6 protein-coding genes, 4 tRNA genes and 3 rRNA genes are annotated in these 14,542 nt (G+C 43.7%); 12 read left to right on the forward strand and 1 reads right to left on the reverse strand.

All coding sequences use genetic code 11. From position 1 onward, the window contains the following. Positions 1-198: 198 nt before the first annotated feature. The 5 genes from HMPREF9707_RS09040 (at position 199) to HMPREF9707_RS01310 (ending at position 6,368) form a co-directional block, all read left to right on the forward strand. Positions 199-2,109 carry a hypothetical protein gene (locus HMPREF9707_RS09040; RefSeq protein ID WP_006700922.1) on the forward strand — a complete coding sequence of 637 codons (1,911 nt, stop codon included), beginning with the start codon at positions 199-201 and terminating at the stop codon, positions 2,107-2,109. 88 nt (positions 2,110-2,197) lie between these two features. Further along, positions 2,198-2,926 carry an ABC transporter ATP-binding protein gene (locus tag HMPREF9707_RS01295; protein ID WP_006700923.1) on the forward strand — a complete coding sequence of 243 codons (729 nt, stop codon included), beginning with the start codon at positions 2,198-2,200 and terminating at the stop codon, positions 2,924-2,926. Between the two features lies 1 nt (position 2,927). Then, complete coding sequence (locus tag HMPREF9707_RS01300; RefSeq protein ID WP_006700924.1) at positions 2,928-4,181, forward strand: ABC transporter permease; 1,254 nt, start codon at positions 2,928-2,930, stop codon at positions 4,179-4,181. A gap of 85 nt (positions 4,182-4,266) precedes the next feature. Further along, the gene (locus tag HMPREF9707_RS01305; RefSeq protein WP_006700925.1) at positions 4,267-5,349 is read left to right on the forward strand and encodes a M42 family metallopeptidase; all 1,083 of its coding nucleotides are present in this window, start codon (positions 4,267-4,269) and stop codon (positions 5,347-5,349) included. An 11-nt stretch (positions 5,350-5,360) separates the two neighbouring features. Further along, a complete protein-coding gene (locus tag HMPREF9707_RS01310; RefSeq protein WP_006700926.1) occupies positions 5,361-6,368 on the forward strand; it encodes a lipoate--protein ligase in 1,008 nt (335 codons plus the stop codon). Positions 6,369-6,432: 64 nt separating this feature from the next. Here HMPREF9707_RS01310 and gshAB read toward each other — a convergent pair whose 3' ends face one another. Further along, entirely contained in the window at positions 6,433-8,703 is a 2,271-nt protein-coding gene (gshAB, locus tag HMPREF9707_RS01315; RefSeq protein ID WP_006700927.1) for a bifunctional glutamate--cysteine ligase GshA/glutathione synthetase GshB, read from the reverse strand. A gap of 406 nt (positions 8,704-9,109) precedes the next feature. On the opposite strand from gshAB, the gene HMPREF9707_RS01320 reads away from it, so the two are divergent. The 7 genes from HMPREF9707_RS01320 (at position 9,110) to HMPREF9707_RS01350 (ending at position 14,470) form a co-directional block, all read left to right on the forward strand. Continuing rightward, positions 9,110-10,661: ribosomal RNA gene (locus HMPREF9707_RS01320) — 16S ribosomal RNA — on the forward strand. 117 nt (positions 10,662-10,778) lie between these two features. After that, positions 10,779-10,852: transfer RNA gene (locus HMPREF9707_RS01325), tRNA-Ile, on the forward strand. A gap of 65 nt (positions 10,853-10,917) precedes the next feature. Continuing rightward, a tRNA-Ala gene (locus HMPREF9707_RS01330) sits at positions 10,918-10,990 on the forward strand. 190 nt (positions 10,991-11,180) lie between these two features. Further along, positions 11,181-14,050: ribosomal RNA gene (locus HMPREF9707_RS01335) — 23S ribosomal RNA — on the forward strand. Positions 14,051-14,126: 76 nt separating this feature from the next. Continuing rightward, positions 14,127-14,242 (forward strand): 5S ribosomal RNA (gene rrf, locus HMPREF9707_RS01340). Together the 16S, 23S and 5S rRNA genes with 4 tRNA genes alongside form the textbook arrangement of a ribosomal RNA operon. 51 nt (positions 14,243-14,293) lie before the next feature. Beyond that, positions 14,294-14,366 (forward strand) — tRNA-Asn (locus HMPREF9707_RS01345). Positions 14,367-14,379: 13 nt separating this feature from the next. Further along, positions 14,380-14,470, forward strand: a tRNA-Ser gene (locus HMPREF9707_RS01350). Positions 14,471-14,542: the final 72 nt, after the last annotated feature.

The following is a 14,542-nucleotide window of genomic DNA, read 5'->3' on the forward strand; positions in this document are numbered from 1 at the left end:
GAAATCCAAATAGGTTTGTCGCTTGAATCTATTTAGAATCTGAAATCCAAATAGATTTCCCGCCTGAACTTATTTAGAATCGAAAATCTAAATAGGTTCGCTAATCGAACTCTTTTAAGACAATGTAACGTCAAATTAATATGTTCAGCTGAAAAATAATGTTATAATAAGCGGGAATCAAGACTAAGGAGTGAAATTATGAAGAAATCGCTAGTTCGTATGATGGTCGGACTGCTAAGTGTAAATATGGTGTTAGCGCAAGCTAGCTCACTTGTATTAGCAACAGATGATGATAATGCTGTATCTGAGGTAGTTGATGGAGATGTACCAGCGGACCCTCCAGCAACGAATAATCCGGATGGAGGACAGGGTACTACCCCAGATAATTCAAACTCAGGTTCTGAAAATGATGGGACAAATCCAGACCCTGGTAATACTGATTCAAAAGATCAAGATTCAGAAAACCCAGATAATAAAGATTCGGAAAACAATACCCCAAATCCACCAGAGGAATCATCGAATGATAATTCAGACGGTGATAAAGACAAAGATAAAGACAAAGATAAAGACAAAGACAAAGACAAAGATAAAGACAAAGATAAAGATAAAGACAAAGACAAAGACAAAGACAAAGATAAAGACAAAGACAAAGATAAGGACAAAGACAAAGACGAAGATAAAGATAAGGATAAGGAAGACGACAAAGAAAAGGATACAACTCCTGCGCCGGAAACGACCCCGCGTCCACCGAGACCCCAACCTCCTGTGTATCAAGTGCCAAATCCTAGCTACCAACAGCGGGTTGATGTACCGACTGCACCGGTAGAAGAGCCTGTACAGGAAGTTTCTTCGAATGAAGAATTATTGACGTATTTACTCGAAGAATCTCTTGGCAACCCTAACTTTGATAAAGTATGGGAAGTATACCGCGCCCTACACACTGAGTTTGAATTGGGAGACCTAGCTGATGCAAACAAAGGGTCCATCTATGAAGATATGTACGCATACCTTGAAGAGTTAGGTGAGCCTGAGGCGATAGAATCTGGTGAAGATGCGTTCCGGTTTATTTATACCGTGGACAATGAAATCGATCCAGCAGCTTATTTAGTATTAGATTTTAATGCGCAAGGTCACTGGGTTGGTGCAGGATTAAGCCAAGGCGAGTCAACAGAAACGGAAGGACAAGTTCATCCAGCATTCTTGTCACGCTTAGCGGATCGCCCAGTATCCGATTTGTTACGACAAGATATTATGGTTGAAAGCTTCTATCAAATAAAAGTAGAAGACACTATTTACACATCCGTATTGATGCCATCAGAAATGGAAGATCACCCGCATGAACTGATTGTGTTAGATCAAGATGTTATTCGCTCTCATGAAAGTATCTCTGAAGAAACAGTGACCCGCTATAGTTTCAATCAAGTAGCGGTCGAGCGATTGCGCGTTTATCTTTCTTCGATTACGGACTTCGTTGAAACAACTTTTGCTGAAGAGACAACGAATGCAGAAGTTGAGAGCGATCCTGAAGCGCAGGAATTTTTAGCGAAATATGCTTTAGAAGGTGATTACGATCCGGAAAAATTAGTGGATGTTGAAGACGTAATGAATAATTACGCTAAACTGACTGCGCTTGTTGAAGAAGGCGAAAAAGTAACAGGAGCCCAAGTTGAAGAAATAATAGGTGAACCGACGGAATTTCAAGAGGCAGGTGAATACAAGTGGTATCAATACTACGGCTATTCAAACAAAAAAGTAATTTTACTAGAAATTACGGTAAGCCAAAACGATGATCAACTTGTATCGATTCGTCTGGAAAATCGGACCCCAGAACTCGATGGAGAGTTTGGCATTCAAGTTGATGAAATTGGTGAGTTAGCCAACCGCGGACTGACAGCGTTGAACTTAATTAACTCATTAAAAGAACCATCAATTATTGAACACCAATATCAAGGGGATATATTGCAAGTCCGTTACTTATGGACACGCTTAGGAGATCCAGCTATCCGAAATATTGAGTTTCTAGATTATTTAGGGGAACAACAACCAGAGTTATTCTATTACGAAGCGAATCAGGCACAAGCGGATGAAACAACTCAAGAAGGTGAGTAAGTCTTAACAAACAATCGTTTACTAAGAGCATGACAACATGAATCGTCGTGCTCTTTTTCACATATTATATCAATAGAAGGAGAAAGAGATGTCGATTGAAATCAATAATTTGTCAAGCGGTTATCGGCGAATTCCGGTAATCAAACACATTAATGCCCAGTTAGACCCGGGTGAAGTAGTCTCGTTAATCGGCTTGAATGGAGCAGGGAAATCTACTTTACTCAAAACGATTTTAGGCTTAATTCAACCTCTTGAAGGAGAAGTTTTATTAAATGGGATATCTTTATTAGATGATCAAATGAGCTATGCAGGCTCAATTGGGTATATTCCTGAAACCCCAATTTTGTATGAAGAGTTAACGTTGCGTGAACATCTAGAGATGGTTGCACTCGGATATCAATTACCATTAGGCCTTATTATGGAGCGAGCGCAACCGATGCTCGAAAAGTTTCGTCTTGCTGATAAATTGGATTGGTTCCCGACTCATTTTTCAAAGGGAATGAAACAAAAAGTTATGATTATTTGTGCGTTTGTAACGGATGCGACGATTTTTATCATTGACGAACCATTTTTAGGTTTGGACCCGGTAGGAATTCAAGATTTAATGAACTTGATGCGCCAGCGAGCAAAAGCTGGGGCAACGATTTTATTTACAACACACGTGTTGAGCATGGCCGATCAACTAGCGGATCGCTACTTATTGATGCGATCAGGTGAAATCGTTGCGGATGGAAATCTAACGCAACTTCAAGAACAATTCAAGTTACCTGGTGCAACGATGGATGAAATCTACTTAAAACTGGCCGAGGTGAATTAAGATGAACAACCTATGGTCGAAACGTTTAAAGAATTGGCTAAACGAAGTAGGGAAATATGCCAGATTAATTTTAAATGATCATTTTTCAATATTCGTCGTCATAATTTTATCTTTCTTAGGGTTATACTACCGTGAACTGATTCTCTTTCTTCAATTAAATTATTCGGAACCTACTCCCGGGTGGTTATACTTAGTGATGGGAATTTTAATGCTATTAATATTGAAGGTAGGTTCCCCGTTATGGTTGACGCTTGCTCCAGACGCAAGTTATTTGTATCCGCAAGGAGCCCATTGGCGGCATTATTGGACAAAAGGAATTTTATTTGGGATGATTCTGCCAATTGTAGTAAATTGTGTTGTACTCGTTGTGATGTATCCAATTATCGCCACCGTTAGCCCATATACCGTCTCACAATGGCCCCTTTTACTCATACTTGTTATCAGTTTCCGATTTATTCAAGCCATGACGAATTATTTGACAACTTATCGACTGGGGTTAGCAAGATGGACGACCTCGCCTTCACGTTGGATTCAAGTGATGTTGAGTATTATTTTTACCTGGGGTATTATTCACCCTACGAATGGGATGCTAGCAATCGTGCTATGTTTAGTTATTCTAATATTGTTAGCGGTGGATTGCCGTAATGTTTCTAGTTCGTGGCCGCAATTCGATACCGTGGTGGGCTTAGAAAAACACAGACAGGCACAATTTTACCGTTGGGTAAGTATTTTTGCGGATGTCCCACAATTGGTACCGCCGATTCGATATAATTACTGTCTAGAGCGATTGATGCGCCCAATTCAGAGACTGAAAACGAGTCCGTACCATCTGATTTTTAGTCGTGCACTAACACGTAACGGGGCGTATAGCGGTGTATGGTTAAGAGTTATGATTTTTTTCGCCATCTTAATACTTTGCACGCAATCGTTCTTAATGCAACTTGCATTAGGGCTCGCGGGTCATTTACTTACGAGCATTCAATTAGTCAATCTATTAACGCGTTATGAATCCCATCCAATGATGCTGTTATATCCTAAAGATGGTCTAACAATGAACCCTTTATCCTCATTTCAGACGTGCTTGGTATATATTCTATTGGGCCAATCCCTTGTTTATCAATTGTCAGCTTACCTGACCCGTTCGAGTCAGTCTTGGTTGTTACTACCAATTTGGCTCCTAGTCGGATGGGTGTGGAATCGATGGTATGCTAGTTGGTGGTACCAGCGTCATCTTCGTCGTAGCCGAGTTAAGTAGGATTACAAAAGAGAAGCTACGAAAGGGTTAACAAAATAGTGAAACGGGTGTATACTGAAGAGAGTATGAAAGAAAGGGTGTTCAAATGGAAATCAATGAAAAATTGTTAGTCAAACTAACTGAAGCCAATGCGATTGCAGGAAACGAAGGCCAAGTGCGTAAACTATTCAAAGAAGAAGCGCAGCCTTACGCTGAAGAATTTCTAGAAGATGGTCTAGGAGGAATCTTTGCTCGTCATACAGGGGATAAAGAAGGGCCAAGAATTTTAATGGCCGCCCATATGGATGAGGTTGGGTTCATGGTCAACCGCATTACAGATAAAGGCTTCCTACATTTTATCACGATTGGTGGATGGTGGAGTCAAGTTGTTCTAGCACACCAAGTAACGGTTACAACAAGTGACGGTAAAGAATATATTGGCGTGACCGGATCAAAACCACCGCATGTTTTGACACCAGAAGTGCGTAATAAACCGATCGATATTAAAGATGTCTTTATCGATGTGGGCGCTTCTTCTAAAGAAGAAGTCGAAGAAATGGGCATCCGTCCAGGAGATATGGTAACTCCTTATATTAAGACACGTCGTATGAACGATACGCCATTCTGGCTTGGTAAAGCTTGGGATAACCGGATTGGTTGTGCGGTAGCTATCGATGTATTACAGCATGCCCACGAAAATAAACATCCAAACATTCTGTTTTCAGGAGCCAACGTCCAAGAAGAAATTGGTCTGCGTGGTGCGAAAGTATCACCTAACTTAGTGAGACCAGATATCGCGATTGCTTTAGATACAGGGACTGCAGGGGACACGCCAGGTATGACGGCTCAAGAAGCAGATAGTGAATTAGGAAAAGGGCCTCAAGTCATTGTTTATGATGCGTCAATGGTAGGACATAAAGGGTTACGTGATTTTGTGATTGAAGTGGCAGAAAAACATGATATTCCATTCCAATATACCTTCATTCCAGGCGGTGGAACGGACGCAGGATCATTCCATACTTTACAAACAGGTATTCCATCTATTGCAATCACAGTTCCTGTTCGTTACTTACACTCAGAAACTTCAGTGATTCATGAAGACGACTACAAGAATACTGTTCGACTTGTAAATGCAATTTTAGATGAATTAGATGCGGATGCCCTCCAACGTATCCGTGATAACGCATAGGGGGTCAAATTATGATTTTTGTCGATAATGGGCAGAATTACGATGCAGATTTAAATATTGCCTTAGAGACATATTTAGTAGAAAACAAATTAGTCGATGAACCGATTTTGTTATTCTATATCAATAAACCTTCGATCATTGTCGGCCGTAACCAAAATACGGCTGAGGAAATCAACCAGACTTATGTTGATGAACATGGTATCAATGTTGTACGTAGAATGTCTGGTGGGGGAGCAGTTTATCATGATCTTGGGAACGTAAGTTTTTGTTTCATTAAAGATGATGATGGATCTTTCCGAGATTTTGCAAGTTTCACTAAACCGGTGATTCAAGCACTTCACAAAATGGGAGCAACTGGCGCTGTTTTAGAAGGGCGAAACGATTTACTTATCGATGGTAAGAAATTCTCTGGGAATGCGATGTATGCAAAAGATGGCCGAATGACAGCTCACGGAACAATTTTGTTTGATTCGGATTTAGACGAAGTAACGAATGCGCTTAAACCCCGCAAGGCGAAAATAGAGTCTAAAGGGGTCAAATCTATCCGGTCACGTGTTACGAATCTTAAACCTTATGTTTCAGAAGAGTACAAGGATTTAACGATTGAAGAATTTCGCGATCGCTTACTGTTAGAGATTTTTGGCGTTGACCGCCGTGAAGATGTTCCGGAATTAAAATTAACGGACAAAGATTGGGAAGGCGTTATGAAGATACGCGAAGAACGGATGGGTAATTGGGATTGGAACTATGGTCAGTCACCTGATTTCCAATACGAACAAAGCCATAAATTCCCATTTGGTTTTGTGGATGTTCGTTTTAATGTTCGCCAAGGTAAAATGCAAGATGTGCGTATTTATGGCGATTTCTTCGGATTAGGCAATATTTCAGATGTGGAAGCAAAGCTTGAGGGCGTAAAATACGAACGTCAAGCGGTGATTGAAGCACTGAAAGATGTCGATGTTGTCCATTATTTCGGCAAAACAACCGTAGAAGAAATTGTTGAATTAATCTTTGCCTAATTTAACTTTAAAATAAAAAGCGTGTCGCTCAAAAAAATGAGCGATACGCTTTTTGTGTTATGAATTACGAGAAAGCCTCAGGGAATAACTCTTCCAAGACCGCTTTACCAAGCAGGCGTGGTTCACCTTCGCCGGGATGGCGGTGAATAGTAATATTTGGATTATAATTCGCTTCGATAATAGCATAATTATGATTGTCTGCCGGTACGGAATAGTCCTCGATAATCATATCAACACCACAGAAGTGAGCATCGAGTGCTCGAGCTGCATTTTGTGCTAGGTGAATATAGGAAGGGTGAACGTCGTGGGTTCGGTCAATCGAGATCCCTCCGGTTGACACATTACTATTTTCGCGTAAGTGAACAATTTGTCCTGCTTCGGGTACCGAATCTACTGTTAAGCCTTGATGTTTTAATTGTAATATCTCGACAGAACCTAGCTCCAATGTGGTCATCGGCGCCATATGCTTGACACCTCTGAGAGGATTTTGATTTTCTTTTTCAATCAACTGTTGAATAGAAGATGTTCCATCCCCAATCACTTGCGCAGGTTGTCGTTCAACGATGCCCAGCACTTCATGATTCTGTAAGTAAAATCGGAGTTCAGTTCCTTTGACATACTCTTCAATAATCACAGTATCATCTTCGGCCAAAGCCAAAAGAATACTTTCTTGGTATTCTTTTTCGTTCGGTTTATCAACAAAGATTGAAATACCAATACCGTAATTAGTATTCTTTGGTTTAATGACAAGTCCCGTATTCTGTATGAGACTATAATATGCATTCGCAGCTTCAAAAGTGTTAAAGTTCTGTCCTTTAGGAACTCGAATATTATTTTGCGATAGAATAAATTTGGTAGCGACTTTATTCTCCATTGAGAAGTATGTAATCAATGAGTCTAAGCGTGTCATATTCGCATTGCGTACGAGTTCTTGTTGGTCTTTATAGGATAACTGTAAGAAATTATCTTGTTTATCAATAATATCAACTCGAATTCCTCGGCGAATCGCTTCCTTAAGGACATCTTGAGTAGATAACTCAAAATCCTCAAATCCATGAAGTAAGAAGGGTTGCTCTAACATTGTCTGTTGATGTTGTTGTGCTAAGGTAAGACCCATTTCTAAGTAGTCAGTTGAATCTGGTGTTTCAGTGACAATTTGCCCGGCCAAAGTGAGCTCCGGTTGGTCTAATGCTTGAATTAAATATTCACGTTTCGATGGCCAATAAGGTAATGATAGTTCTTGATTTACACGGTCCATTACTTGAATAATATGAAGTGCTTCTTCCTTGAAAGGACACGCATCTAATGGATGAGCTTCGGCGATTCGGTAGTTCATTTGATGACCTTCTACAACTTGGTTATCTTGGCGATCATCTTCTAAGAACAAGATAGAAATTAAGAAGTGACGAATAAAATTAATCGTTTCTTTATCAATTCCATATGGTAAATAAGGATTAATATCAATATTTCGAAATTCTAAATAACTAATTCCTTTTTTAAGAAGGTCGCGAGTCGGAGATGCGCCTCTTAAGCGAACATCTCGATAAAGTTCTTTCTCCAAGTGTAGGTCGCCACGTTGCAAAGCAGCTTCAATCGTCTGTACAAAAGAGTATAAGTCTGTATAGTCCATTACAACAGTTTCTTTATTTTGATAACCATAACGACTTTGTCGAATAGAGCGCATTGGAATTTGATGCGGTTTACCATAAAAGTTAGTTGAATAATTTTCAGCGACATAAGGGCTAGCACCCAAGAAATAAGTTAAAAACCAACGGTATCGGAAATAATTACGAACCAAATGCATATAAGTCTCATTGTGATAGTCAATGAAAGATTCTTGTCCGCCATGTTGTTGATAATTAGCTTCGATAACATCGGGATTTAGCTGAAAGTTGTAATGAATTCCGGATATTAGTTGCACATGTTTTCCATAAAGTCGCGCAAGTCCTTCGCGGTAAGCATATTCTTTTTGGTTCGTTAATTGCGCAATCTTTATTTTAGTTGTATCAGTTGGAATACAAGCGGGCATACTAAAAGGCCACAACAAATCTTGTTCTTCAACAATATCTTCGGACACAATTTGATGAGCTGCTTTTAGCCAGCTCATTAAATGATCTGCTGTATATTCAGGGGGTGTAATAATTTCAACTTGGCTTTCTGCGAAGTCGGTTTGGATATAAGGTTGATGATTACGAGTTCCCCAATCTTTACGGTGTGGATAAGAAGAAATTGTTCCGTCGGGTTGTACTCTTAAAGTTTCGCGCTCAATACCTAGAGTGCTATGCCAAAGTGGGGCGACTTGTTGAATCGAGAAAAAAGATTCGTTAAGTGTCATCGTGATACCTCCTATTAAAATGTTCATTGCTTCTATTATAACGATAGAAGAGAAAAAATAGGTAATAAAATGCAAATAATAATAAAATTAAAATAAAGGTATTGACTCCTTGAATAAGAGGTGGTAATATAGTTTTTGCATTCGTCGTTCAGGAAACGAACGAAGAAAAATAATAATAAAATAATTTGAAAAAAGTGTTGACTTCTCAAATTAACCTTGTTATTATATAGAAGTTGCTTCTTGGAGGCGACAAAAGCTCATTGAAAACTGAACAAAGACAAACACACCAAATGTGAAAGGGTCCAACGCAAGTTGGAACAACGATAAATTCGAAACATAGTTGGAGGCAACCAATTAAAAAAACAAAAGCTAGTAAAAATTTTAGAGTCAATCGAGACTCATGATCTTTCATGAGAGTTTGATCCTGGCTCAGGATGAACGCTGGCGGCGTGCCTAATACATGCAAGTCGAACGCGCCGAGAAGGGAACTTGTTCCTTTCAACGCGAGTGGCGAACGGGTGAGTAACACGTGGGAAACCTACCCTTCAGCGGGGGATAACCATCGGAAACGATGACTAATACCGCATAGTTGTTCTAGTCGCATGACTGGAATGGGAAAGACGGCTTCGGCTGTCACTGAAGGATGGTCCCGCGGTGCATTAGCTAGACGGTGGGGTAACGGCCTACCGTGGCTTTGATGCATAGCCGACCTGAGAGGGTGATCGGCCACATTGGGACTGAGACACGGCCCAAACTCCTACGGGAGGCAGCAGTAGGGAATCTTCCGCAATGGACGCAAGTCTGACGGAGCAACGCCGCGTGTGTGAAGAAGGTCTTCGGATCGTAAAGCACTGTTATCAGAGAAGAATAGCCTATAGAGTAACTGTTATAGGTTTGACGGTAACTGATCAGAAAGCCACGGCTAACTACGTGCCAGCAGCCGCGGTAATACGTAGGTGGCAAGCGTTATCCGGATTTATTGGGCGTAAAGGGAGCGCAGGCGGTTGATTAAGTCTGATGTGAAAGCCCACGGCTCAACCGTGGAGTTGCATTGGAAACTGGTCAACTTGAGTACAGAAGAGGAAAGCGGAATTCCATGTGTAGCGGTGAAATGCGTAGATATATGGAGGAACACCAGTGGCGAAGGCGGCTTTCTGGTCTGAAACTGACGCTGAGGCTCGAAAGCGTGGGGAGCAAACAGGATTAGATACCCTGGTAGTCCACGCCGTAAACGATGAGTGTTAAGTGTTGGGGGGTTTCCGCCCCTCAGTGCTGGCGCAAACGCAATAAACACTCCGCCTGGGGAGTACGGCCGCAAGGCTGAAACTCAAAGGAATTGACGGGGACCCGCACAAGCGGTGGAGCATGTGGTTTAATTCGAAGCAACGCGAAGAACCTTACCAGGTCTTGACATCTCTTGCATAGCCTAGAGATAGGTGAAATCCTACGGGACAAGAAGACAGGTGGTGCATGGTTGTCGTCAGCTCGTGTCGTGAGATGTTGGGTTAAGTCCCGCAACGAGCGCAACCCTTATAACTAGTTGCCAGCATTGAGTTGGGGACTCTAGTTAGACTGCCGGTGACAAACCGGAGGAAGGTGGGGATGACGTCAAATCATCATGCCCCTTATGACCTGGGCTACACACGTGCTACAATGGATGGTACAGCGAGAAGCGACGTCGCGAGGCCAAGCAGATCTCTTAAAGCCATTCTCAGTTCGGATTGTTCTCTGCAACTCGAGAGCATGAAGCCGGAATCGCTAGTAATCGTGGATCAGCACGCCACGGTGAATACGTTCCCGGGTCTTGTACACACCGCCCGTCACACCACGAGAGTTTGTAACACCCGAAGCCGGTGGCCTAACCATTATGGAGGGAGCCGTCGAAGGTGGGATGGATGATTGGGGTGAAGTCGTAACAAGGTAGCCGTATCGGAAGGTGCGGCTGGATCACCTCCTTTCTAAGGAGACATGGAGCTGCCAAGATGGCAGACGAAGTTATCGACGCACATTGTGTCCGTCTTTGTTTAGTTTTGAGTGAGCTTTATCTCATTCTAATAAATGGTCTGCAAAGATTTGGGCCTGTAGCTCAGCTGGTTAGAGCGCACCCCTGATAAGGGTGAGGTCGGTGGTTCGAGTCCACTCAGGCCCATTAGCAAGCTATTACTAATTTATCTTGCGAACGTACCAAAAAAATGGTATATTAACTATAATTATGGGGAATTAGCTCAGCTGGGAGAGCGCCTGCTTTGCACGCAGGAGGTCAGCGGTTCGATCCCGCTATTCTCCATCGCTAATTATATTAATTAGCACTTTGTTCATTGAAAACTGAATATCGCTTATTATTTCTTCGATGCGAGGAAATAATAAGAAACAATTTCAAAAGTGAAGATATAATTTCTTAAGAAAGAGATATAATCAAACCGAGAATTGACCGAGTTCATCGAAAGATGAAGAAAAAATAGCGCGACCATCATAGTGGTTAAGTAAGTAAGGGCGCACGGTGAATGCCTTGGCACTAGGAGCCGATGAAGGACGGGACGAACACCGAAATGCTTTGGGGAGCTGTAAGTAAGCTAAGATCCAGAGATATCCGAATGGGGGAACCCGGCAACCGCAGGTTGTCACACGCAAGTGAGGTAGACGCAGGGAACTGAAACATCTTAGTACCTGCAGGAAGAGAAAGCAAACGCGATTCCCATAGTAGCGGCGAGCGAAGTGGGACGAGCCCAAACCAATGTGCATGCACATTGGGGTTGTAGGACTCAGACGTGGTATGAATTAAGTTAGTCGAAACATCTGGGAAGGTGTGCGGCACAGGGTGAGAGCCCCGTAGACGAAAGCGAGATTCAACCTATGAGTATCCTGAGTACAGCGGAACACGAGGAATTCCGTTGGAATCCGCCAGGACCATCTGGCAAGGCTAAATACTCCCTAGTGACCGATAGTGAACCAGTACCGTGAGGGAAAGGTGAAAAGCACCCCGGGAGGGGAGTGAAAGAGTACCTGAAACCGTGTGCCTACAAGTAGTCAGAGCCCGTTAATGGGTGATGGCGTACCTTTTGCAGAATGGACCGGCGAGTGACGATGATTGGCAAGGTTAAGCTGAAGAAGCGGAGCCGTAGCGAAAGCGAGTCTGAATAGGGCGAGGAGTCAATGGTTGTCGACCCGAAACCAAGTGACCTACCCATGTGCAGGTTGAAGGTGCGGTAAGACGCACTGGAGGACCGAACCAGGATACGTTGAAAAGTATTTGGATGACGTGTGGGTAGCGGAGAAATTCCAATCGAACTTGGAGATAGCTGGTTCTCTCCGAAATATATTTAGGTATAGCCTCAAAGTGAGAGCGATGGAGGTAGAGCACTGTTTGAATGCGGGGGCCTTATGGTTTACCAAGTTCAGATAAACTCCGAATGCCATTGTCTTATCTTTGGGAGTCAGACTGCGAGTGATAAGATCCGTAGTCAAAAGGGAAACAGCCCAGACCACCAGCTAAGGTCCCTAAGTATCAGTTAAGTGGAAAAGGATGTGGAGTTGCCCAGACAACTAGGAGGTTGGCTTAGAAGCAGCCACCCTTGAAAGAGTGCGTAATAGCTCACTAGTCGAGTGACTCTGCGCCGAAAATGTACCGGGGCTAAACTGAACACCGAAGCTGTGGATCCGTAAGGATGGTAGGAGAGCGTTCTATAGGCGGTGAAGCCATACCGTGAGGAGTGGTGGAGCGTATAGAAGTGAGAATGCCGGTATGAGTAGCGCAAGACGGGTGAGAATCCCGTCCACCGAAAGACTAAGGTTTCCTGGGGAAGGCTCGTCCGCCCAGGGTTAGTCGGGACCTAAGCTGAAGCCGATAGGTATAGGCGATGGATAACAGGTAGAGATTCCTGTACTTGGATTAAACGATTGAGTGATGGAGGGACACAGGAGGTTGTGTTCATCGCCCTGATGGAATAGGGCATCCAAGCACCGAGCTTTGTCATGAGTGAAATGCTTATGACTGAAGGGTAAGGTGTGATGGGGAGCGAAGTATAGTAGCGAAGTGAATAGATCAAACTGTCGAGAAAAGCTTCTAGCGAGTTTAACCAACCCGTACCGAGAACCGACACAGGTAGTCAAGTGGAGAACACTCAGGTGAGCGAGCGAACCCTCGTTAAGGAACTCGGCAAAATGACCCCGTAACTTCGGGAGAAGGGGTGCTGACGTATGTCAGCCGCAGTGAATAGGCCCAAGCGACTGTTTATCAAAAACACAGGTCTCTGCCAAACCGAAAGGTGACGTATAGGGGCTGACGCCTGCCCGGTGCTGGAAGGTTAAAAGGAGTGCTTAGCTTCGGCGAAGGTACGAATTGAAGCCCCAGTAAACGGCGGCCGTAACTATAACGGTCCTAAGGTAGCGAAATTCCTTGTCGGGTAAGTTCCGACCCGCACGAAAGGCGTAACGATTTGGGCACTGTCTCAACGAGGGACTCGGTGAAATTATAGTACCGGTGAAGATGCCGGTTACCCGCGACAGGACGGAAAGACCCCATGGAGCTTCACTGCAACTTGATATTGAGTGATTGTTTGTCATGTACAGGATAGGTAGGAGCCTAGGAACTGTGGTCGTCAGATTACAGGGAGGCGTTGGTGGGATACTACCCTTGACAGATGGTCCCTCTAACTCGCGTGTAGCACACGGAAGACAGTGTCAGGTGGGCAGTTTGACTGGGGCGGTCGCCTCCTAAAGCGTAGCGGAGGCGCCCAAAGGTTCCCTCAGAATGGTTGGAAATCATTCGCAGAGCGCAAAGGCAGAAGGGAGCTTGACTGCGAGACCTACAAGTCGAGCAGGGACGAAAGTCGGGCTTAGTGATCCGGTGGTACCGTATGGAAGGGCCATCGCTCAACGGATAAAAGCTACCCTGGGGATAACAGGCTTATCTCCCCCAAGAGTTCACATCGACGGGGAGGTTTGGCACCTCGATGTCGGCTCATCGCATCCTGGGGCTGAAGTCGGTCCCAAGGGTTGGGCTGTTCGCCCATTAAAGCGGTACGCGAGCTGGGTTCAGAACGTCGTGAGACAGTTCGGTCCCTATCCGTCGCGGGCGTAGGAAATTTGAGAAGAGCCATCCTTAGTACGAGAGGACCGGGATGGACGCACCGCTGGTGTACCAGTTGTTCCGCCAGGAGCATTGCTGGGTAGCTATGTGCGGGATGGATAAGCGCTGAAAGCATCTAAGTGCGAAGCCAGCTTCAAGATGAGATTTCCCATTCGTAAGAAGTAAGACCCCTGAGAGACGATCAGGTAGATAGGCTAGAAGTGGAAGTGCAGTGATGTATGGAGCGGACTAGTACTAATCGGTCGAGGACTTAACCACGAGTCAGTCAATTTAAGGAAACTTTTGGAAGAGATATTCAGTTTTGAGTGGACAAAGGTTCATTCAGATAATTTAGTGTGGTGATGGTTGCAAGAAGGACACACCTGTTCCCATCCCGAACACAGCAGTTAAGCTTCTTAGCGCCGATGGTAGTTGGACCTTGGGTCCTGTGAGAGTAGGTCGTCGCCACGCTGAATTATTGTTAATTCATTTAAGAGAAGATCTGATCTTCAGTTGGATGATTCCGCCATAGCTCAGTTGGCAGAGCGCATGACTGTTAATCATGATGTCGTTGGTTCGAGCCCAACTGGCGGAGTAGCGGTTAATTCGGAGAGTTGTCCGAGCTGGCCGAAGGAGCACGATTGGAAATCGTGTAGGCGACTTATACTCGTCTCAAGGGTTCGAATCCCTTACTCTCCGTTATTTATTTAGCGGTATATTTTAAAGGTCCGTTGGTCAAGTGGTTAGCTGTTAACTGCAGAGCATAACCAA

The organism is Falseniella ignava CCUG 37419 (assembly GCF_000301055.1).
GTDB lineage: Bacteria > Bacillota > Bacilli > Lactobacillales > Aerococcaceae > Falseniella > Falseniella ignava.